The following is a 22722-nucleotide window of genomic DNA, read 5'->3' on the forward strand; positions in this document are numbered from 1 at the left end:
ATGCCGCCACCAGAAAACTTGAAGGATCGCGGCGGCCCTCGGGGGCGGGTCGGGCGCGATCGCGGGCCAAAGCCCCGCAAGGACCCCGCTCGGGGACCTTTGTGGATCCGATCCAGCCCCCGGGCCGCACAGGAGGTCGCGCCATGACCAAGGCACCCGAACCGCAGGACCCCCCGAAGGCCGATGCCGCGTCGGAACCGACGCCCTGCGCCAGCATCGATTGCGGCTGGGGGCGGCTGATCTTTGGCAACACGTTCAAGGACCCCGCGGCGCTGGCCCGGGCGCTGGCCGCCGAAGGGCCGGCGCGGCGCGACATTGCCTTCTATGTCAAGGACCCGCAGGTCGTTCTGGCCGAGGCGCCGCAGGAGCTGTTCCTCGACCCGTCGCATTCCTACCGGCTGGACCTGACCCGCCACGAGCCGGTCAAGCGCCCGATACCGGGCGTGACGATCCGCCGGCTGACAACCGAACACGATGCCGAGGCGATCAACACGATCTTTGCCGCCCATGGCATGGTGCCGGTGGCGCCAAGCTTTTTCTGGTCGAACCGGGATGCCCGCGCGATCACCGTGCTTGTCGCCGAAGAGGACGAGACCGGCGCGATCCTTGGCGCCGTCATGGGGGTCGATCACCGGCTGGCGTGCAACGACCCCGATCGTGGCTCCTCGCTGTGGTGCCTCGCGGTGTCGCCGCAGGCGCGCTATCCCGGGATCGGCCAGGGGCTGGTCCGGCGGCTGGCGGCGCATCTGAAGGCGCGCGGCGCCCGCACCATGGATCTGTCGGTGATCCACGACAATGCCGAGGCGATGAAGCTTTATGACAAGCTCGGGTTCAAGCGCTTTCAGGCCTTCACCATCAAGCGCAAGAACCCGATCAACGAGCCATTGTTTGTCGGCGACGCCGGGGCCGATGGGCTGAACCCCTATGCCCAGATCATCGTCAAGGAGGCGCGCAGGCGTGGTATCCACGTGCATGTCATCGACGCCGAGGCGGGGTTGTTCGAACTGCGCCTCGGCGGCCGGCGGATCAAGTGCCGCGAGGCGCTGAGCGAGTTGACGAGCGCCGTCGCCATGTCGATCTGCGACGACAAGCGGGTCACGCGGCGGATCGTTTCGTCGGCCGGCGTGCACGTCGCCGAGCAGGTGGCCGAGGACACGCCCGAGGCGCGGGCAGCATTTCTGAAGACCCACGGATCGGTCGTGGTGAAACCGGCGCGCGGCGAGATGGGCGATGGCGTCTCGGTCGATCTCCGCGACGCCGACGAGGTCGAGGCAGCGGTCGAACGGGCGCGACGGGTGTGTTCCGAAGTGATCGTCGAAAGCTATATGGACGGCGAGGATCTGAGGCTGGTCGTCATTGACCACAAGGTGGTCGCGACAGCGATCCGCCGCCGCCCGACGATCACCGGCGACGGCAACCACACGGCCCGCGAGCTGATCGAGGCGCAAAGCCGGCGCCGCGCGGCGCAGACCGGCGGCGAAAGCACGATACCGCTCGACGAGGAAACCGAACGCTGCCTGCTGATGGCGGGGATCGCGCTGAACGACGTGGTGCCGGCGGGGCGCGAGGTCACGGTGCGCAAGACCGCGAACCTGCATACCGGCGGCCTGATCCTCGATGTCACGGCCGAAACGCATCCCGCGCTGATCGACGCCGCGATCACCTGCTCGCGGGCAATCGGCATTCCGGTGACCGGGATCGATTTCATCGTTCGCAGCCCGATGGAACCCGACTACATCTTCATTGAGGCGAACGAACGGCCGGGTCTTGCCAATCACGAACCGCAGCCGACCGCGCAGCGCTTTATCGACCTGCTGTTCCCGATGACGCTCGCGACCGAGGCGGCGCGCCTGAGCGGGGCCGAAAAGGCATGAGCCGTGATCGCATCTGCCGCATGGACCGGAACGCGCCCGCCCGCTAGGCTCGCGCGACGCATCCTGCGCAATGGAACGGAAATTGAGAGGGCCCCGAGGCCCCTCCGGCGGGCGGTCATGGTCAGGATACTTATCGTCGATGATGACGCGGGCGTGCGCGACGTGGTGCGCTACGAGCTCGAGACGCAGGGCTGGGAGGTCGCGGAGGCCGACAGCGCCGCGGCGCTTGCAGAGGCACTGAAACGGCAGGCGCCGGACCTGATCCTTCTGGATATCCGGCTGCCCGATCAGGACGGTCTGTCAATCGCCCAGCGGCTGCGCGCCACCTCGGCGATCCCTATCATCATGCTGACCGGTCTTGGCGGCGATATCGACCGGATCGTGGGGCTCGAGATGGGGGCGGACGATTATGTCGTCAAACCCTTCAACCCGCGCGAACTGGTGGCACGGATCAAGGCAGTGCTGCGCCGCGCCGGGACGGCGATGCAGCCGTCCGCCGCTGCCGACGCCATGGGCCATGATTGCCGCAGGTTTGCGGGCTGGATGATCGATCTGTCGGCGCGGGTTCTGGAAACCCCGGGTGGCGAACAGGTGGCCCTGACCAATGCCGAATTCCTGCTGCTCGAAGCCTTCGTGAAGGCGCCGCGCCAGGTGCTGAGCCGCGACCAGCTGCTGGAAAAGACGCGCTCGCACGATGCCGAGGTCTTTGACCGCACCATCGACGTGCTGATCCTGCGGCTGCGCCGCAAGATCGAGCCGAACCCGCGGGCGCCGCAGATCATCCGCACCGAACGCGGCGCGGGCTATGTGCTCGACGCCGACGTCAAAAGGCTCTGAGCGTCGAGTTTTTCGCGGACGGCGGCGACCAGACGGGCCTCGGGCACCGGTTTGCGCAAGAGATCGGCCAGCCCCTCGCCCGCCTTGCCGGGCGCGCCCGAGGTGAACAGCACCGCCAGATCGGGGCGCAGCGCCTGCGCCGCCTGTGCCAGCGCCAGCCCGTCGAGCGTGCCCGGCATCGCAAGGTCGGTATAAAGCAGGCGGATCTCGGGCACCTCGGTCAGCAGTGCCAGGGCCTCGTCGCCGCTTTCGGCCGTCACCACGAAATAGCCATGTGCCCGCAGTTGACCGGCGGTGATCTCGAGCAGGTCGGCATCGTCATCGACCGCCAGAACGCATTCGTCGCCCGTCGCATCGCCCCGGACCGGCGGCGCGACGGCGGGAGCCGTCGCAACCGGCAGGCACAGCGTGACCCGCGTCCCCTCGCCCGCCCGACTGTCGAGCGTCACCGTCCCGCCCGACTGCCGCACGAAACCATAGACCATGCTGAGCCCAAGCCCGCTGCCCTTGCCGGCGGGCTTGGTGGTGAAGAACGGCTCGAACACCTGATCGAGCAGATCGGGGGGGATGCCGGTGCCGGTGTCGCTGACCGAGACCTCGATGAATCCGGCGGCGGCGGGGCCTGTCGTGACGGTGATCTCGCCCGCGCCCTCCATCGCGTCGCGGGCATTGACCGCAAGGTTCATCAGCGCATTCTCAAGCTGGCCGGGATCGACCCGGGCGCGCGGCAACGCCTCGCCGAACTCGGTGCGCAGGTTGATCCCGGCGCCAAGGCTGTTGCCAAGCAGATCGAGCATGCCAGCGACCAGTGCGTTGATGTCCACATCCTCGGGCGCCAGCCGCTGCCGGCGCGAGAAGGCGAGCAGGCGGTTGACTTGCCCCGCCGCCCGGTCGGCGGCGGCCAGCGCCCGTTCGGCCCGGGTCTTCAGCGCCGGATTGCCGGTCAGTTCGCGGGCAATGATGTTCAGGTTGCCGATGATGACGGCGAGGATGTTGTTGAAGTCATGCGCGATCCCACCCGTCAACTGGCCCACCGATTCCATCTTTTGCGCCTGCAAAAGCTGGCTTTCGGTTGCCCGCTGGTCGGTCACGTCCATATGGATCGTGGCAAAGCCGCCGCGCGGGATCGGGTTCGAGCGCAGTTCTAGCACCCGGCCGGCGGGAAAGCGCAGTTCGTATCGCTGGGTCAGCAACAGCCGGCGCTGCGACAGGGTCTCAAGATCCACCGCCTCGCCGTTGCGCATGAAGGCGGTCGCGCCGCGTTCGGTGAGGATGCGGTTGACCCGTGCAATCGGCATGCCCTCGGCCAGGTCCTGCGGCTCGAAGCCATAAAGCGTCAGGAAATGCGGGTTCCAGGCCACAAGGCGGCGGTCGCGGTCGAAGACCGAGAACCCGTCCTTCATGGTCTCGAAGGTGGCAAGCAGCAGACCCGAACGTTCGGCCAGCTGGCGGTCGAGATGCTCCATCCGGAACGCGTTGTCGCGAAAGACGTTGAAGGCGCGGGCCAGATCGCCGATCTCGTCGCTGCGTTCGGCGCCCGGGACCTGCGCCTCGCGCTCGCCGCTGGCAAGGCGTGTCATCGCCTCGGTGACGCCCGACAGGTTGCGCCCGAGCGGGCGTATGACGAAGACCCAGGACAGGCCCGAGGCCAGCAGCACCACGCCAAGGCCGATGGTGATGAACTGCGTCGTACGCGACACGATGGTCTGACGCAGGTCTTCGGTCACCGCGGCCATGGAATCGTTGGCGGCAATCACCTGTCGGTCGACCGCGGCCTTGACGTCCGCGGCCAGCAGCCTTGTATCGTCGAGCGCCGTTCCGGCCTGCGCCAGGCTTGCAAGCTCGGCCTGCCGCAGGGCAAAGATCCCCTCGGGCCCGGCCTGCCGGTCGAAGGTTCGGACGGCGTCGGCCACCCCGGGGCGGAGCCCCGCCGGCAGCGCATTCGTCGTCGGGCCAAGCTGCGACAGGATGCGGGCATAATGGGCGCGGATCTCGGCCAGTTCCGGCGCGGTCCGGGTGGCGACCGCCAGCAGCAGATCGGCGACGGCAAGATCGATCAGGCGTTCGGCCGAAAGCAGCGGCGCCTGGCTGCGCACCGCGGTGCGATAGACCGCGGCGTCCGTATCCGTGCTGCCGCCGGTGATCGCGGCGATGGCAAGGATCGAGGGCCCGATGATCTGGCGCATCCGGTCCTGTTCGCCCAGCATCGCCAGACGCTCGGCCTCCAGCCGCGCGGCAAGCCCGGCGCGGTCGTCGAGCGCGCCGCGCAGATCGCGCAGCCGCGCGGCAAGGCCATCGGCAAGCTGCAGGATCTGGTCGGCTGATCCCCCTTGGTCTCCCTGCGCGGTTCGCAGAACGGCAAGCTGAGCGGCAAAGCTCTCAAGATCGCGTTCCACCGCCGCCTGTTCGCGGGCCAGCGCATCGGGTTCGTCGGCCGCAATCAGGCTGGCACCGCGCTGCTGCAGGCTTTCGCCGGTCCGGGCGAGCCGCAGCACGGCGGTCGCGGCCGGCAGGTCGCGGCCGGTCACCGCCTCGGCCGCGCCGCCGATCTGGTCGAGCGCGCGCAACGCGGCAAGACCTGCCAGCACGACCGCCAGCGCCGACAGGGCAAAGATCAGCAGCAGCCTGCCCTGGATGCCGCCGAGTTTCATGGCGCGTTTCCTTGCGGGTCCAATCCCATCGCCTCGCGATAGTGCCGGCGCTGGCTGGCGCGGCCGAGCCGGTCGGTGATCTGGTCCCATGCGACGGCGGCGGCGGCAAGCGCCTGTTCCGGCGCGACCTCGCCCGCCAGAACCCGGCCGATCTGGGTGTCGAGCGCATCCATGTAGGCGGGATAACCGGGCAGGCGCAGGTCGCGCGCGGTCTGCGGCAGCGACAGGCTTTCGCGCAGAACGGCAAGATAGGCGCGCGCCGCCTCTGGCCCCATCAACGCCGACCATGCGTCGATCTGGTCAAGCTGGGCGCTGCGATAGGGGTTCAGGCCCGAATTGCCGTCGCGCACATCGCGGTCGGCGCGTTCGGGGGCGGCAAGCCAGGCGATATAGTCCCAGGCGGCAGCGGGATCGGCCGCCGCCAGCGGCACCGCGGCGATCCAGCCGCCGAAGGCAAGGAACGGCACGGGCCGCACGGCCGCCAGATCCTCCCACGCGCCGCTCGCGGGGTTCCAGACCTCGCGACTGCCGGGGAGAATGAAAAATCCGACCTTGCCTGCGACCCGGCTGTAAGTCGGGTCGGTGGCGAGAACGCCGATGTCGGACCAGTCGATGGCCATCGCGGCCTGCCCTTCGGCAAATCGGGCGCGCACGTCGTGGCTGGCAATATCGGCGGCGTCGGGCGGGCCTGCGGCGCGCACGGCAAGATAATCGCCAAGCGCCCGGACCCAGGCCGGGTTGTCGATCTCGGGCGCCATCGTCTCGGGGTCGAAGAAGAAATACCCGGGGTGCCCCGGATCGGCGGCATAGGCCGCCGCGTGGCTGAACAGATACCACAGACGCTGCCCGCCCTCGGCATAGGCCTCGAGCGTGCCGGCAAGCGGCCGTCCGTCGGGGCCGGTGCGACCGGCGAAAAATCCGGCGATCTCCAGATAGTCGTCCCAGGTCTGCGGCGGGGCAAGCGGGCGGCCGAAGGCTGCCGCAAAATCGGCGCGGGTTTGCGGGTCTTCGAACAGGTCGCGGCGATAGGCGCCCATGTGCAGATCGCCGTCGAGCGTCACCGCCATCCAGCGCCCCTGCCAGCGCATCAGCGCGTCGCGATAGGCCGGAACCACGCCCTGCACCAGCGGGCCACGGACCAGCGCGTCGGGGACCGGCGCCAGATAGGGGGCGAAGTCGGGCAACCAGGCCGAGGGAAAGATCAGCACATCGGCCGGCACCTGGCCTGTGACGAAGCCCACCATGATCTCGCCATAGAGGCTGTCGAAGGGGCGCTGTGTCACCTCGACCGGGATTCCGGTTGCGGCGGCGAAGCTCTCGCCATGGCGGATCGCGGGCCCGGCAATCGGGGTGCCGTCGCGGGTCAACACCCGCAACGGCGCAGCGCCAGCCAGGGCCGTCGCGGTCAGCAGCATTACAATTGTTACAAACAGGCGCGCGATTGGCGACATATCCGGTTCATCTGGCTGCGGTTCTGTATCCCCAACAGCATGACACGAACCATGCGGAGGAGAAAACGTGGTTACCCTGACAAACGATCTCGTGGCAATCGGCGCCAAGGCCGCAACCAAGGCCGAGGCCATCGCGCAGGCGGTGGACCTGTTGACCGCAGCGGGCAAGATCGACCCGCGCTATGGCGAAAGCATGATGGGGCGCGAGAAGGTGGCCAACACCTTCCTCGGCAACGGCATCGCCATCCCCCACGGCCTGCCGAAAGACCGCGACCTGATCCACGAGACAGCGATTGCGGTTGTGCAACTGCCCGAGGGTGTCGAATGGGCCCCGGGCGACATCGCCCGCCTTGTCGTCGCCATCGCCGCGAAGTCGGACGAGCACCTGAAGGTGCTGACCAACCTGACCGACGTGCTGGGCGAACCCGACGAGGCCGACCGGCTGGCCACCACCAAGAACCCCGCCGACATCGTTGCAAGGCTGACCGGGGCGGCGCCCGCCGATGCGGCACCCGCCAAGGCAGCCGAGGATCTGGCTGAAGGTTTTGACATCACCGTGACCGGCGCCCACGGGCTTCACGCCCGTCCGGCAACGGCGCTGGTCGATCTGGCCAAGGGCTTTGATGCCGAAATCCGGATCCGCCACGGAGAGAAGGCCGCCAACGCGAAAAGCCTGATCTCGATCCTGAAGCTTGGCGCCGCGGGCGGTGCCGAACTGCACGTCTCGGCCGAAGGGGCCGACGCCGGCAAGGCGCTGGCCGCCATCCGCGCGGCTTTCGAGGCCGGTCTGGAGGACGAAGACGAGGCAGCGGGCGAGGCAGCGGCCGCGGCCGCACCCCGGGCACCCGCCGGCACGGTGGAAAGCTATGATGGCCGCACCATCGCCGGCATCTCCTCCTCCCCCGGTTTTGCGATTGCGCCGGTGTTCCAGTTCGCCCGCGAAAAGATCGTCTTCGACCCCGACGCGGCCGATGCCGAGGCCGAGCGCAAGAAGCTCGACCAGGCGCTGCAGACGGCCTGGCGCCAGCTTGAGGACCTTTACGAGGAGGTCTGGAAGAAATCCGGGCCCGCCAAGGCGGGCATCTTCCGGGCGCATCAGGAATTCCTCGACGACCCCGAAATGATCGAGGCCGCGCAGGCGCTGATCCGCGAACATCGCAGTGCCGCCTACGCCTGGCACGAATCCTATAACGAACGCGCCGACATCCTGGCGGCGATGAAGGATCAGGTTCTGGCCGGCCGCGCCATCGACCTGCGCGACGCGGGTCTGCGGGTCCTGCGCCTGCTCGGCAAGGTCGAGAAGGACGAGAACCTGCTGCCGAAGGAACCCTGCATCCTCGTGGCCGACGACCTGACGCCCTCGGACACCGCACAGCTTGACCCCGCGCTGGTGCTGGGGCTTTGCACCGCCTCGGGCGGGCCGACCTCGCACACCTCGATCATCGCGCGCTCGCTCGACATTCCTGCCGTCGTTGGCGCCGGGATGACGGTGATGGAGGTGGCCGCTGGCACGCCCGCGGTGCTCGACGGCGAACATGGGCTGCTGATCCTCGATCCGAGCGCCGCCGACAAGGCCCGCGCCAGTGCGGCACTTGTCGATCTGAAGGCACAGCGCGAGATCGAGAAGCGCGACTGTTTCAAGCCCGCGTTGACCACCGACGGCAAGCGCGTCGAGGTCGTCGCCAATATCAGCGACGTGTCCGAAGCCATCGCCGCGGTCAATGCCGGTGGCGAGGGCGTGGGGCTCTTGCGCACCGAGTTCCTGTTCGTCAACCGCGACCACCCGCCGAGCGAGGACGAGCAGTACGAGATCTATGCCGCGATGCTGGAGGCGCTGAACGGCCTGCCGATCATCATCCGCACGCTCGATGTGGGCGGCGACAAGGAGATCCCCTACCTCAGGATGCCGGTCGAACAGAATCCGTTCCTCGGGGAACGCGGCATCCGGTTCTGCCTGGCGCACGAGGACCTGTTCCGCAGCCAGCTGCGCGCGATCTTCCGCGCCTCGGCCAATGGCCCGCTGCGCATCATGTTCCCGATGATCGCCATGACCCATGAACTGGACGCGGCGCTGAAGATCGCCGACGAGGTCCGGATCGAGGTCGGGGCCGAGCCCGTCGAGATGGGGATCATGATCGAGATCCCGTCTGCGGTGATGATGGCGCCGGAACTGGCGAAGAAGGTCGATTTCTTCTCGATCGGCACCAACGACCTGACGCAATACGCGCTGGCCATGGACCGGATGCACCCGGTGCTGGCCAAGCAGGCCGACGGGTTGCATCCGGCGGTCTTGCGGCTGATCGACATGACGGTGAAGGCCGCCGATGCGGCCGGCATCTGGGTTGGTGCCTGCGGCGGGATCGCGGCCGATCCGATCGGCGCCAGCGTGCTCAGCGGGCTTGGCGTCGTCGAACTGTCGGTCTCGATCCCCTCGATTGCGGCGGTCAAGGCACAGCTTCGCCGCCAGTCGATGGCCGACAACCGCGCCTTGGCAAAGCGCGCGCTGGCCTGCCCCGACGCCGCCGCCGTGCGCGCCCTGCGCTGAGGGAGGAAATCATGACCGCTCATCCCCGTATCGCGACCGTATCGCTCAATTCGGCGGTCGATCAGACCGTGACCGTCCCCGACTTTACCCTCGACGCGGTGAACCGGGTCGAGACCGTGCGCGTCGACGCCGGCGGCAAGGCCGTCAACGTCGCCTCGTTCCTTGCCCATTTCGGCCACAAGGTCGCCGTGACAGGGCTGCTCGGCCGCGAAAACGAGGCGCTGTTCGCCCGCCACTTCGCCACGGCCGGGATCGAGGACGCCTGCCTTCGGCTCGACGGTGCGACCCGCACCAACGTCAAGATCGTCGATCCGGTCAACGACCGGGTCACCGACCTGAACTTTCCCGGCGTCCGCGCCACGGATGCCGATCTGGCCGCCGTGACCAGCAAGCTTGACGCGCTTCTGGCACGAGGGCTCGACTGGGTTGCGCTTTGCGGCAGCCTGCCCGAAGGGCTCGACCCCGATGCCTATGCCGGGCTGGTCGCCATGGCGCGGGCGCGCAACGCCGCCGTGGCGCTCGACACCAGCGGAATGCCGCTGGCCGAAGCGCTGAAGGCAAGGCCCGAGATCATCAAGCCGAACATCGCCGAGTTGTCCGCGCTGCTGCAACGTCCGCTCGAAACCCAGAAGGACGTGGTGGATGCGGCGCTGGAACTGACCCGGACCGGCATCAACCTTGTCGTCGTCTCGATGGGCGCGCAGGGGGCGGTCATGGCCATGCCCGATGCGGCCATCCTCGCCGTGCCGCCGAAAGTGGCGGTCGCGAGCACGGTCGGCGCCGGCGACGCCATGGTGGCGGGGCTGATCCACGCCGCGACCCTCGGCCTTGGCCTGCAGGAAACGGCACGGCTTGCCACTGCCTTCTCACTTGGCGCGCTCGGCGAGATCGGCCCACACCTGCCGCCGAAAAGCCGGATCCAAGAGCTTTCCCGCGCGGTCAAGGTGACCGTGATCGACCTTCACTGACGACTGACAGACCGGGAGGACCCCATGTCAAAGATCGTAGCCGTTACCGCCTGCCCAACCGGTATTGCGCATACTCATATGGCCGCAGAGGCCTTGCAGGAAACCGCCGTCCTGATGGGCCACCAGATCCGCGTCGAGCGCCAGAGCGCGCAGGGCGTCGAGGGTCGGCTGGAACCCGAAGAGATCGCGGACGCCGACGTCGCCCTGATCGCGGCGGACATCCATGTCGATCCGGCGCGGTTTGCCGGCAAGCCGGTATTCGAAACCTCGACCAGCCGCGCCGTGCGCGACACCGAAGCGGTGATCGAGGCCGCCGTCGCGGCCATCGGGGCCGCAAACATCGCGAAGGAAACACCCCCAGTGACCAAGCCAGTCCCCACCCCGGCCGCCGCCGCGGCACCCGCCGCCGCACAGGGGCTGAAGGTGGTCGCGATCACCTCGTGCCCCACCGGCATCGCCCATACCTTCATGGCAGCCGACGCGCTGAAAAAGGCGGCGAAGGCCCGCGGCTTTGAGATCGCTGTCGAGACCCAGGGCTCGGTCGGATCGCAGACCGCGCTGACCGAGGAAGAGGTCGCCGCCGCCGATCTGGTGGTGATCGCGGCCGACACCCATGTCGACGACAGCCGCTTTGTCGGCAAGAAGATCTACAAGACCAGCGTTGGCGCGGCCGTCAAGGGCGCGGCCAAGGTCCTGGACGAGGCGATTGCGGATGGCGAGGTCATGGGCGGCGGCGCCGCAGCCGGTGGCGAAAGCTATGTCGATGCGGTCAAACAGGCCAAGGCGGCGCGCAAGTCGAAGCAGTCGGGCCCCTATCAGCACCTGCTGACAGGCGTGTCCTACATGCTGCCGCTGGTCGTTGCGGGCGGTCTGCTGATCGCGCTGTCCTTCGTCTTCGGGATCGAGGCGTTCAAGCAGGAAGGCACCTTCCCTGCCGCGCTGATGTCCATCGGCGGCGGCGCGGCCTTTGCGCTGATGGTGCCGGTGCTGGCCGGTTACATCGCCTATTCCATCGCCGACCGTCCGGGCCTGACCCCGGGCCTGGTCGGCGGGATGCTGGCCGTGAACCTCAACGCCGGTTTCCTTGGCGGGATCCTCGCGGGCTTTCTTGCCGGCTATGTCGCCCGCTGGCTGCGCGACACGATCAAGCTGCCGCGGAACCTGGAAGGCTTGAAGCCGGTGCTGATCCTGCCGCTTCTGTCGACGCTCGTGACCGGGTTGGTCATGGTCTATGTCGTCGGCACGCCGGTCGCGGCGATCATGACCGCAATGACAAACTTCCTGCAGGGCCTTGGCACCACCAACGCGGTCATGCTGGGCCTGCTTCTGGGCGGCATGATGGCCGTCGACATGGGCGGACCGATCAACAAGGCGGCCTATACCTTTGCGGTCGGCCTGCTGACCAGCCAGACCTATGCCCCGATGGCCGCTGTGATGGCCGCTGGCATGACCCCGCCGCTCGGGCTGGCGCTGGCTACGATGATCGCCAAGAACCGCTTTACCGAGGAAGAGCGCGATGCCGGCAAGGCCGCTGCGGTGCTGGGCCTGTCGTTCATCACCGAAGGCGCGATCCCCTTCGCGGCCAAGGACCCGGCGCGGGTCATCCCCTCGATCATCGTCGGGTCGGCGGTTACCGGAGCGCTGTCGATGATGCTGGGCTGCCAGCTGGTGGCACCGCACGGCGGGATCTTCGTGCTCGCAATCCCGCACGCGGTCACCAACCTCGCCGCCTATGCCGCCACCATCGTGATCGGCACGCTGATCACCACCGCCATGCTGATCGTGCTGAAAAAGCCGGTCGTCGAGGACCACCTGATCGCCTCGGTCTGAGGCGCACGCGGCCCCGACAGGGCAACAGGGCAATCGCCGGCGGTCCCCCGACCGCCGGCGTTTTCCGTTTTCGGACCTTGTGTGTTCTCGGTCGGCGCCATTTGCTGCAGCCGGGACGATCTCGACCCTCGACAAAAGCGGCCGGCTGCTGGCAGAAAAAGCAGGCATGATCGCCACGGGCCCCCTGCAGGCCCCTTTGGGCGGCGCGCACCGAGGCAAAGAGACAGAGCACGCAACGAGCGCGCCGGCATCCATGCGCGCCGAAGGGAGACAGAACCATGACTTCGAAACCCACTCGCGGGGCGACGCGCCGCGATATCCTTGCCGGAAGCGCCGGGTTTGCCCTGCTTGCCGCCGGCGCCGCCCGGGCAGATCAGACCGAGGCGACAGACCCCACGGCCGATTTCCTGTTCGTGCAGACCGCAAGCGGCATGGCCTATGCCGCCGACGCCAACCGCCTGACACTGAACGGGGTCAGCCCGGTGACGCTGTTCTTCTCGGACCGGCCCGAGCGGATCGCAGGCAACACCAAGACCGAAACCTTCGTCGCCTCCTGGGGGCAGGGCACCGACAGTTTTGAATCCGATCCCCCCAATGCCGATATCTCGGTGCTGGTCGACGGCGGGCTGCAACAGGCGGTGGTCGTGCTGCGTAATCCGGTGCTCACGGGCGACGCGCTGCACTATACGGTCGAAATCCTCAGTGGCGACATGCCGGTGCTGGGCGAGAATGCCTCGCTGTTCATCGACATCATAGGCCGGCCGCTGACCCCGGTGTCCTTCGCGGGCGCAGACCGGCGGGCCTATCGCCGCGGCTACTACTGAGATTTGCCCAAGGCGCCCGGCCGCCACGGTCGGGCGTCTGGCACAGGCGGCGCTGTTCGCAAACAGCCCTGCAACCTGACGCCGGCCCTGTCCGGCGCGTCCCCCCGATAGCGACCGACGTCAGACCGCAGACGCGGAACGGACGGCTCTTTTCATTCGGGGAGTGGTCGATCGTCTGCACGTCGTCTGTCACAGATTTGGAGGAAATCCGACATTCCGGCGCCAGGACCGGCCGGAATGTCGGACCGGATTGCACTATTTTGCCCGGTTGTGACTTGGCACGGCGATTGCTGGTATGCGTTATGTAGGCTAACCACATAACGCACCCTGTCGTCCCGGAGATCCCCATGACCGACGCCAAGCTGAAAGCCGCCCTGACCCTGACCCGCGAGGGCACCTCGCGGATCGGCCGGGACCGGATCCTGCTGCTTCAGGCGGTGGCCGAACACGGTTCGATTGCCGCGGCGGCGCGATCTGTCGGTCTGTCCTACAAGGCCGCCTGGGATGGGATTGGCACGCTCAACAACCTGTTCCCGCAACCCGTCGTCACCGCCACCCCCGGCGGCAAGTCGGGCGGCGGGGCCGAGGTCACCCCGGCCGGCCACGCCCTGATCGCCAGCTTCAACCGAGTGGAAAACGTCCTGACCCGGGCCTTCGCGAAACTCGACGCCGAGCTTGCCGATCTCTCCCTCAGTTCATCGAACATCGTCAGGAGTCTCACGATGCAGACAAGTACCCGCAACGCCTTCCTCTGCACGGTCACCGGCGTGACCGAAGGCGCGGTCAATTCCGTGGTGGAAATGAAGCTGACCGACGGCCAGATCCTGACCGCCGTCATCACCGAGCGCAGCGCCACGGACATGGGGATCCGCGAAGGGACCGAGGTCTATGCCCTGATCAAGGCGCCGTTCATCATCCTTGCCGCGGGCGAACTGACCACCCCGGTTTCGGCCCGCAACGTGGTGACCGGCACGGTCGCCTCGCGCGAGGACGGCGCGGTGAACAGCGAGATCATCCTCGATATCGGCGACGGCAAGACCGTCACCTCGATCGTCACCATCGCCAGTGCCAAGGCGCTCGACCTCAAGCCCGGCGATGTTGCGACCGCGATGTTCAAGGCCAGCCATGTCATCGTCGCCCTGCCCTGACCCAACCCGAGAACCAGTGACGTTTCGACCCGAAAGGACCAGTAACATGAACTTTTCCCATCCCGCCCTGCGCAGCGGCGTCTGTGCGCTTGCCCTGCTGATTGGCACCGCAGCCCAGGCAGACGAGATCCTTGTCGCCGTTGCCGCGAACTTTACCGCAGCGGCCAAGGACATCGGCACCGCCTTCACCGCCGCCACCGGCCACACCGTCAGCTACAGCTTCGGTTCGACCGGCCAGCTTTATACCCAGATCACTCAGGACGCGCCCTTCGAGGTATTCCTGGCCGCCGATCAGGCCCGCCCCGAGAAGGCCGAAGCCGAAGGCTTCGCCGTCCCTGACACGCGGTTCACCTATGCCACCGGCAAGCTGTTGCTGTGGAGTGCCGACCCCGAGACCATCGACGGCACCCCCGACATCCTGTCGAGCCCCGATCTGACCCATGTCTCCTATGCCAACCCGCAGACTGCCCCCTATGGCGCGGCCGCGGTCGAGACGATGCAGGCGCTCGGACTCTACGACGCGCTGAAACCCAGGCTGGTCGAGGGCAAAAGCATCAGCCAGGCCCAGCAATTCGTCGCCACCGGCAATGCCGAGGTGGGCTTTGTCGCGCTGTCGCAGGTCATCGCCGACGACAGCGGCTCAAGCTGGCTGGTGCCGGACGATCTGTATTCCCCGATCAGGCAGGACGCGGTGCTGCTGGTGAAGGGCGGCAACAACGAGGCGGCCAAGGCCTATCTGGCGTTCCTGCAGGGGGCCGAGGCGCTCTCGATCATCGAAGGCTACGGCTATGGCGTAGGCCAGTAACAGCAGACGGAGAGCCACCATGTTCGACGCCGCGATGATCGAAGTGATCCTTCTGACGCTGAAGCTTGCCGGTCTGACCACGCTGCTTTTGCTGATCCTCGGCACGCCGCTGGCATGGTGGCTCTCGCGCGGGCGCAGCCTGACCCGCGATGTGGTGTCCACCATCGTCTCGCTGCCGATCGTGCTGCCGCCCACCGTGCTCGGCTTTTACCTGCTGATCGCGATGGGGCCGAGCAGCCCGCTGACCACGCTGGTCGGCCGGCCGCTGGCCTTTACCTTCGAGGGGCTGGTGCTGGGATCGGTGATCTATTCGATGCCCTTCGTGGTCAACCCGATCCGCAATGCCTTCGAGGCGATGGGACCGCGCCCGATGGAGGTGGCAGCCACCCTGCGCGCCTCGCCCTGGGACGCCTTCGTCACAGTCGCGCTGCCGCTTGCGAGCCCCGGTCTGCTGACCGGGGCGATCCTGGGCTTCGCCCACACGGTGGGGGAATTCGGCGTGGTGCTGATGATCGGCGGGTCGATCCCCGGGCGCACCAAGGTGCTGTCGACGACGATTTTCGACTATGTCGAGACCCTGCAATGGGGCCGGGCGCATGTGCTGGCAGGCGGCATGCTGATCCTGTCCTTCGCCGTCATCCTGTTCATGACCCAGGTCGAACGCCGGCTGGTCGGCGGGAGGGGTGGGCGATGATCGACGCGCGGTTTGCGGGCGCGCTCGGCGCCTTCCGGCTCGATGCCGCCTTCACCGCGCCCGGCCACGGCGTGACCGCACTTTTCGGCCCCTCGGGCTGCGGCAAGACCAGCGTGCTGCGCTGCATCGCCGGGTTGCAGCGATTGCCGGACGGCCATCTCATCGTGAACGGCGAAAGCTGGCAGGACGGCCGGCGGTTCCGCCCCACCCATCGCCGGCCGCTCGGCTACGTGTTCCAGGAGGCAAGCCTGTTTCCGCATCTTTCGGTGCGCGAAAACCTGAGCTTTGGCCAGCGCCGGGTGCGGGGCGAGCCACAGCGGATCGGCTTTGACGAGGTGGTGGACCTGCTCGGCATCGCGCGCCTGTTCGACCGCCCCACCGACCGGCTGTCGGGAGGCGAACGCCAGCGCGTCGCAATCGGTCGGGCGCTGCTGTCGCAACCGCAGCTTCTGCTGATGGACGAGCCGCTGTCCGCGCTCGACCGGATCAGCAAGGACGAGATCCTGCCCTATCTGGAACGGCTGCACGCGGCGCTGTCGATCCCGGTGCTTTATGTCAGCCACGACATTGCCGAGGTCGAGCGGCTGGCCGACACGCTGGTGCTGATGGAGGCGGGGCGGGTCCGTGCCGCCGGACCCATCGCCGATCTGCTGGCCGACCCGGACCTGCCGCTGGTTCACATGCCCCAGCCCGCGGCGGTGATCGACGGCCGCGTGCTGTCGGTCGATCCCCGCTATGAGCTGACGGAACTCGAGGTGCCGGGCGGCAGGTTGCTGGTCGCGGGCGATCTCGGCCCCGTCGGCAGCGTTCGGCGGCTGAGGATCCCGGCAAGCGATGTCAGCCTTGGCCGCAGGGCGCCGGTCGATACCACGATCCTGAACGCGCTGCCGGCATTGATCCTTGGGGCCGAACAGACGGGCGGACGGCAGATGACGGTTCGGCTTGCGCTCGGCGCCGACGGGCGTGGCGCGCCGCTGCTGTCACGGGTCAGCCGCTATTCCTGGGACCGGCTCGACCTCGCCCCGGGCCAGACGGTCATTGCCCGCCTGAAAGCCGTGGCGCTGCGGGATTCCGGCCCCGCCGCCGACACGCCCGTATCCGACCCTCATCCCTGACCCCGCCCCATCCCGCGCCCCACCGCGCCCAGCCAAGGACCCGTCCGCCATGTTCTTTACCGACGACGATACCCTCGCCCGCATGTTGAAGGAGGACCTGCCGAACGGCGATCTGACCACCCGCAGCCTGGGGATCGGCCTGCGCGACGCCTATCTGACGATGCGCGCCCGCAACGACATGACAGTCTGCGCCAGCGAAGAGGCGGCGCGGATGTTCGGGCTGCTGGGCGTCGAGACCGAACTTTTGTGTTCCAGCGGCACCGAGGTTGCGGCCGGCCGGCCGATCCTGACCGCCACGGGAACGGCAGATGCGATCTTTGCCGGCTGGAAGGTGGCGCAGACGCTGATGGAATGGGCCTCGGGCGTCGCGACCTCGGCGGCGCGGCTGGTCGCGGCGGCGCGGGCAGGCAACCCCGCCACAATCGTCGCCTGCACCCGCAAACCGGTGCCGGGCACACGGGCGCTGTCGCTGAAGGCGGTGGTGGCGGGCGGCGCCGCGATCCACCGGACCGGGCTGTCCGACACCGTGCTGCTGTTTCCCGAACACCGCGCCTTTGGCGGACCCGAGGGGCTGGGCCTGCAGATCGACCGCCTGCGCCGTCTGTGTCCGGAACGGCGGATCGTCGTCGAGGTCGGCAGTCTTGAAGACGCCCTGCTAGCCGCCGACCGCGGCGCCGACGTGGTTCAACTGGAGAAGTTCGCGCCTGGAGACGTCGCGGCGACGGCCGCAGCGCTCGGGCCCGACTGGCCGGGGACGCTTGCCGCCGCTGGCGGGGTTTCCGAGGCCAATGCCCGCGACTATGCCGCCAGCGGCGCGCATGTGCTGGTTACTTCGTCGCCCTATTACGCCCGGCCGTCCGATGTCGCCGTGACGATCGCGGCGGGCTGACCGCCCGGGATCCCGCCGCCACCGCGCGTTCGGACCGCGGCAGAGACGCCCCTGCCAGGGCATCGACTGCGGCCGGGGCGGCTGGCGCAGGACCTGCCGCCGCTGCGGCCTCGACCGCCGCCGCGCGACGGCCGGCATCGCCGATCCAGGCCGCAGCGATCGACAGCAGCACCGCCAGCGGCGGCAGCACCCAGAGCAACCAGCCGGCCTCGGGCCGAACCAGCAAGGCAATCTGGCCGCAGAGCGCCAGGATCGTGCCCACCCCGAACACCAACAGCCCCTGCCGACCCAACAGACGGAACGGCGCGGCCGCGGAATGCGCCGCCAGACGGCGCACCACAGGCAGGCAGGACAGCAGATAGATCAGCGCCAGCGCATGAAGGAACCGCGGCAGGGCAAGATAGGGCTTGTAGTGGCTGACGATATGGAATGGCACGCCCATGGTCTCGAGCCGGTACATCGCCCGGTTCACCGGATCGGCCAGCGACGGCACATGGACCATTGCGAAGGCGAGCACCAGAAATCCCGTCGACAGTGCCAGCAGCGGCCGCGTGACCGGGACCAGCCGCGCCCCGCGGCGCAGTTGCAGCCCGATCATCAACCCGACGACGAAGATCGCCTGCCAGGCGAACGGGTTGAACTGCCAGCCGTTGGTGCCGGGACGGACCGGCAGGTCGAGCCGCAGCAGACCGGCCACGAACCACAGCCCCAGCGAGGCCGCAAGAGTCGCCCGCGGCGCCGCCAGACCGCAGCGGATCAGCAGCGGCGCAGCGAGCATCAGCAGGATATAGGGCGGCAGGATGTTGACGTAGTTGACCTGGTAGGTCAGCGTCACCAGCCCGGCCAACGCCTGTCCCGGCGATTCATACAGCCAGCCGCCATTGTGAAGCGCTCGCAACTCCGGCGCGGCAAAGCGTTCAGCGGCCAGCGCGAACAGCGCCAGCGCGGTCAGTGTCAGGAATATCTGCACGAGATAGAGCTTGCGGACCCGGCGCAGGATCGGCGCGATCCCCTGCCACAGCCCGCCGCGCTGCGCCCGCCAACGCTCGATCCCGCCGGCATAGGCCAGCGCGACGGCAATCCCGGACATGACGAAAAACCCCTCGGCCGCGTCCGAAAACCCGAAACCGCGGATTGTCAGCACCTCGTAGGGGTTGCCGGGGATGTGGTTGATCAGGATCATCATCAGGGCGATGCCGCGGAAGGCATCGATCCTCAGATCCCTCTGGCGCCGTTTCCCCCCACCGCCGGCACCGATGTCGATCGGGCTCGCCTCAGGCCGCGACACGGGGCGCGGCATCGCTGCCGCTGTCCTTGTCGCTGCCCCCCGGGCGCGCAGGCGCGGTCCAACGGTCAAGCTGGGCGCGGAAATCGCGCACCACCGGCGCCGGATTGGTCTCGTCCGGGACGAGGAACAGCCAACTTCCGATCTGCCTCGAACTCCAGGCGATGATCAGCGGCGCGATCAGCATCGGCAGGCCGACCGGCAACAGCCAGATCACCAGCTCGGGCGAAAAACGGAACGTCGCGGCCAGAAGGATCGCCCCCCAGGTCGCGATCCAGCGTCCGGCGCGCCAGGATTCGACCAGCGTCAGGCGGCCTTCGCCGCGCAGGTTGGCCGGCCAGCCGCCGTCACGGCCCGACAACACCTCGATCACCGCGCGGGTCTGGTACATCAGCATCAGCGGCGCCATCAGCGAGGAGAGCACGATCTCGGTCAGCACCGACAGCCCGGCCCGCAGGGTGCCGCCAAAGCCACGGATCCGCCCGACCATCGCCGCCTCGATCAGGATCGCGAACTTGGGCACGATCAGCAGCCCGCCGATGCCGATCGCCAGCGCGATGATCTCGCGGGTGCGGTCGTTCGGGAATACCGGGAACAGCTGATAGGCGTCAGGGAAATAATCTGGCAGCGGCGCCGTGATTGTCGCCACGACGGATACGGTCAGAAACATCGCCCAAAGCAGCGAGACCAGATAGCTTGTGATCCCCTGGAACAGCACGAACCGCGACCAGGCCGGCAACCCGGGGGCACCGATCACCCGCATGTGCTGCAGGTTGCCCTGACACCAGCGACGGTCGCGGCGGGCATGGGCGGTCACGTTGTCGGGGCCTTCCTCGAACGAGCCGTCGAAGCCTTCGTCGACCTCGACCCGCCAGCCGCCACGGGCCAGCAGCGCGGCCTCGACATAGTCGTGGCTCAGGATCGTGCCGCCCAGCGGGGGCGGACCCTGCAGTTCGGGCAGGCCGCAGCATTCGGCAAAGGCGCGCATCCGGACGATGGCGTTGTGGCCCCAGAACGGCCCGGTTGTGCCCTGCAGGCGCGCCAGCGCCCGGGTGAAGACCGGCGAATGGAAACTGGAGGCGAACTGCATCGCGCGCCCGAACAGCGTCGACGCGCCGATAACCCGCGGCAGGGTCTGCAACAGGCCAAGGCCCGGGTCGGCCGTCATGCGGGCGATCAGCCCGCGCAGGGTCTCGCCCTCCATCAGGCTGTCGGCGTCGAGGATTATCCCGAACTCATAGGCAGCGCCCGACTGGCGGATGAAGTTCTCGATGTTGCCGGCCTTGCGGCCGTGATTGTCGCGCCGGTTGCGATAGAATATCCGCCCGGCACCGTCGGTTTCCTCCAGCAGCCGCGCAAAAACCGTTTGCTCGAGCGCCTGCGCCCGCGGATCGCGGGTGTCCGACAGTACGGCGATGTCGATCGTCAGGCCCGCCGCGCGGATCGAGCGGTCCATTGCCGCGATCCGCGCGAAAACGGCCACCGGATCCTCGTTGCAGATCGGCAGCAAGAGCGCGGTCGGCGCATGTGGCAGTTTGAGATCCGGACGCGGGCGCGGATGCTGCCGCGGCGGCAGGCCGACAAAGGCCATCACCGCCCCCCAGGCCAGCCAGGTGGTCGTGATCAGGATCAGGACGACCCTGAGATAGTCCCATGACGACAGCCCGTCGGTGGCAGATGCCTGCGCCAGCACGGCCGCTGCGCCGAGCCCGCACAGGATCGACACAGCGATGCAGACGATCCGCAACGTCCGCGTCGCCGGATCGACCGGACGGCGCGGGGCAACGGGCAGAGCGTCACGCATCATTGGCCGTCAGGATCGACGGCAGGCGCAGCCAGGACCGCCGGACCTTGCGCCGTTCGAGCACCTGCATCGGCATATCGAGCGGACACTCCGGCGGCGCCCAGGATTGCGCCTCGAGCTTCGTTTCGTCGTTCGGATTTGAATTTCGGTTGAAATCCATCATTCCTTCATCCATTGGTACAGCCAGGTTTCTGAAATTTGCCGATCCCCCAGGAAAAGTGCGCCCTTCAGTTCGACGACGGCCCCTGGTGCGGCTTCAGTTTCGAAGACCAGACGCCAGGTATCTGTTCCGTCGATTCGAGTCACTGTGGATTCGATCACGTTCCCATTTGCAGCATTTACACGACCTTCAACGGCTGAGTCCCGGGAAAGTTCCGGCAATTCGCCGCCTTCGAAATCGACGGCGAATTTTCGCACATTGGGGTTGGGCTTAGCCCCTGAAATGCCTGCGTTTCCAGCAAGCGTGCGAACGACTCGGGCGAATTGCAAATCGTCGCGGATCGGCGTTGTGCCCCAGTGGAGACGGTAGGCATATTCCAGCACGTCACCGGCCGAGACCTTGGCCCCGGGAACCCAGAACACGACGATGTTGTCATTCGATTCGAGGTCCGACGGGATCTCGATCAGGCGCACCATTCCCTCGCCCCAGTCCCCCAAAGGTTCGACAATCAGCGAGGGGCGCCGTTCGTAATGCGCGCCGGCATCGAGGTAGTCGTCGAAGTTGCGGCTGCGCTGGATCAACCCGAAGGCCCGTGGCGAGACGACGTTGAAATAGGAGTTGCCCAGCCGGGGCGGATTGTTCAGCGGACGGACGGAGCGTTCGGTATCGGTCTCGATCATCAGCAACTCGCTGTCGTGGACCTGACGGCGATAGTCGTCGAAGGGGCCGTGATCGGTCGGGCCGAACAGGAACATCGACGTCAAGGGCGCAATCCCGGGCTGCTGGATGCTGGCGCGGAAAAACAGCCGCGCGGTCACGTCGACCCGGGTCTCCTCACCCGGCGCCAGAACGAAGCGATAGGCCCCGGCCACGGAGGGGCTTTGCAGCGACGCATAGAAGGTCAGCCGGTCATCGCCCGGTGCCGGACGCTCCAGCCAGAAGGCCGAGAACCGGGGGAATTCCTCTTCCCCGCCCATGGCCGTGTTGACGGCAAGCCCGCGCGCGCTCAGCCCATAGGTATTGCCGCGGCCGAGCGCCCGGAAATAGCTGGCGCCGAGGAAGGCGATCACCTCGTCATAGACGCCGCGGCGGTTGAACGGCGCGTGGATCCGGAACCCGGCCACACCCGGCATGACAAATCCGGGCGGCACCCGATCGGCCATGCCGTTTTCATAGAGGAAGTCATCGGTCGAAAAGCCGAAGTCCTGCACCATTCCGTCGACCACTTCGTGCATCTCGACCGGCTGTTTGAACAGCCAGCCGAGGTGGAAGGCCTGCAGCGTGAAGGGCGCACCCGGGGCGGCCCAGCGGGCGCGTTCGGGCAGAAAGCGGATGTTGCGGAAATCGTCATAGCTGATCTGGGCCGGAAACCCCTCGACCGGCGGCGTCGGGCGATAGGGCTCCTGGCTTGCCTTGCGCATCCGCTCGGTCAGGATGTCGAAAGAAAACGGCTCGGGCGCCGGCGGCGTTGCAGCCACCGGATCGGGCGCGGCAGCGGCTGCCGGCTCGGGCGGAAGATCCTGTGCAAAGGCGCCGCCTGTCGCGGCAAGCGCAACAACCGCCACGGAGGCGGCCAGGGCCTGGCGGCGCGAATAGGTGACCCCCGTACCATGGGGAAACTGGCCATGGAACTCGTGCGACATTCAGATGCTCTCCACTTAAAGTACGGAGCGCTTCGATCCCCGCTCCGCAATCTAGTTAGGTTATTTTTTCCCTGTTCAATGCCACCTGTTAGCATCGGCAGAATGTCGCCCCAGTAAAACAGGCATCCGGGCCTGTTCTCGCCCACGGATGGGGCAGAATGCCGCGCCGGGTGTCGATCGCGCCGGCGTTCGGGCGGAA

The 22722-nt window shown here is 67.7% G+C and carries 17 protein-coding genes; 11 read left to right on the top strand and 6 right to left on the bottom strand.

Features of this window, described 5'->3' with window-relative positions:
• Window positions 1-143 precede the first annotated feature (143 nt).
• The gene (gene ngg, locus DQG17_RS10025) at window positions 144-1874 is read left to right on the top strand and encodes an N-acetylglutaminylglutamine synthetase (RefSeq protein ID WP_116132712.1); all 1731 of its coding nucleotides are present in this window, start codon (window positions 144-146) and stop codon (window positions 1872-1874) included.
• 117 nt (window positions 1875-1991) lie between these two features.
• A complete protein-coding gene (locus tag DQG17_RS10030; protein ID WP_116132713.1) occupies window positions 1992-2711 on the top strand; it encodes a response regulator in 720 nt (239 codons plus the stop codon).
• Here the strand turns inward: DQG17_RS10030 and DQG17_RS10035 are convergent.
• Entirely contained in the window at window positions 2678-5362 is a 2685-nt protein-coding gene (locus DQG17_RS10035) for an ATP-binding protein (protein WP_116132714.1), read from the bottom strand. The two genes, DQG17_RS10030 and DQG17_RS10035, sit on opposite strands and share 34 nt — an antisense overlap.
• Window positions 5359-6813: an ABC transporter substrate-binding protein gene (locus DQG17_RS10040; RefSeq protein ID WP_116132715.1), complete on the bottom strand. Its 1455-nt coding sequence runs from the start codon at window positions 6811-6813 to the stop codon at window positions 5359-5361. The genes DQG17_RS10035 and DQG17_RS10040 overlap by 4 nt, the downstream gene beginning before the upstream one ends.
• Window positions 6814-6880: 67 nt before the next feature.
• Here DQG17_RS10040 and ptsP point away from each other — a divergent pair, with 67 nt between their 5' ends.
• From ptsP to modD, 9 genes are all read left to right on the top strand, one after another.
• A complete protein-coding gene (gene ptsP, locus DQG17_RS10045; RefSeq protein ID WP_116132716.1) occupies window positions 6881-9358 on the top strand; it encodes a phosphoenolpyruvate--protein phosphotransferase in 2478 nt (825 codons plus the stop codon).
• An 11-nt stretch (window positions 9359-9369) separates the two neighbouring features.
• Window positions 9370-10326, top strand: coding sequence for a 1-phosphofructokinase (gene pfkB / locus DQG17_RS10050; RefSeq protein ID WP_116132717.1), 957 nt, complete (start codon window positions 9370-9372; stop codon window positions 10324-10326).
• Between the two features lie 24 nt (window positions 10327-10350).
• Complete coding sequence (locus DQG17_RS10055) at window positions 10351-12156, top strand: PTS fructose-like transporter subunit IIB (protein WP_116132718.1); 1806 nt, start codon at window positions 10351-10353, stop codon at window positions 12154-12156.
• Window positions 12157-12434: 278 nt separating this feature from the next.
• Window positions 12435-12980 carry a hypothetical protein gene (locus DQG17_RS10060; protein WP_198666084.1) on the top strand — a complete coding sequence of 182 codons (546 nt, stop codon included), beginning with the start codon at window positions 12435-12437 and terminating at the stop codon, window positions 12978-12980.
• Between the two features lie 347 nt (window positions 12981-13327).
• Window positions 13328-14128, top strand: a complete 801-nt coding sequence (locus DQG17_RS10065; RefSeq protein WP_116132719.1) for a TOBE domain-containing protein — start codon at window positions 13328-13330, stop codon at window positions 14126-14128.
• A 46-nt stretch (window positions 14129-14174) separates the two neighbouring features.
• Window positions 14175-14933, top strand: a complete 759-nt coding sequence (gene modA / locus DQG17_RS10070) for a molybdate ABC transporter substrate-binding protein (protein ID WP_116132720.1) — start codon at window positions 14175-14177, stop codon at window positions 14931-14933.
• 19 nt (window positions 14934-14952) lie between these two features.
• Window positions 14953-15627: a molybdate ABC transporter permease subunit gene (modB, locus tag DQG17_RS10075; protein WP_198666085.1), complete on the top strand. Its 675-nt coding sequence runs from the start codon at window positions 14953-14955 to the stop codon at window positions 15625-15627.
• The gene (gene modC / locus DQG17_RS10080) at window positions 15624-16742 is read left to right on the top strand and encodes a molybdenum ABC transporter ATP-binding protein (RefSeq protein WP_116132721.1); all 1119 of its coding nucleotides are present in this window, start codon (window positions 15624-15626) and stop codon (window positions 16740-16742) included. The genes modB and modC overlap by 4 nt, the downstream gene beginning before the upstream one ends.
• A 49-nt stretch (window positions 16743-16791) precedes the next feature.
• Entirely contained in the window at window positions 16792-17631 is an 840-nt protein-coding gene (modD, locus tag DQG17_RS10085; protein ID WP_116132722.1) for a ModD protein, read from the top strand.
• Here the strand turns inward: modD and DQG17_RS10090 are convergent.
• The 4 genes from DQG17_RS10090 to DQG17_RS10100 are packed head-to-tail and all read right to left on the bottom strand — an operon-like array spanning window position 17570 to window position 22523.
• A complete protein-coding gene (locus DQG17_RS10090; protein ID WP_116132723.1) occupies window positions 17570-18931 on the bottom strand; it encodes an OpgC family protein in 1362 nt (453 codons plus the stop codon). The genes modD and DQG17_RS10090 overlap by 62 nt on opposite strands.
• Window positions 18906-20723 (bottom strand): glucans biosynthesis glucosyltransferase MdoH, encoded by a 1818-nt coding sequence (gene mdoH / locus DQG17_RS10095; protein ID WP_116132724.1) that lies wholly within the window; start codon window positions 20721-20723, stop codon window positions 18906-18908. Before mdoH ends, DQG17_RS10090 begins: the two co-directional genes overlap by 26 nt.
• Entirely contained in the window at window positions 20713-20883 is a 171-nt protein-coding gene (locus DQG17_RS21665; RefSeq protein WP_157973574.1) for a hypothetical protein, read from the bottom strand. Before DQG17_RS21665 ends, mdoH begins: the two co-directional genes overlap by 11 nt.
• Window positions 20880-22523, bottom strand: a complete 1644-nt coding sequence (locus DQG17_RS10100; protein ID WP_116132725.1) for a glucan biosynthesis protein — start codon at window positions 22521-22523, stop codon at window positions 20880-20882. The genes DQG17_RS21665 and DQG17_RS10100 overlap by 4 nt, the downstream gene beginning before the upstream one ends.
• Window positions 22524-22722: the final 199 nt, after the last annotated feature.

Origin of the sequence: Tropicimonas sp. IMCC34043 (assembly GCF_003390845.1) — a bacterium.
In the GTDB taxonomy this organism is placed as follows: domain Bacteria; phylum Pseudomonadota; class Alphaproteobacteria; order Rhodobacterales; family Rhodobacteraceae; genus Tropicimonas.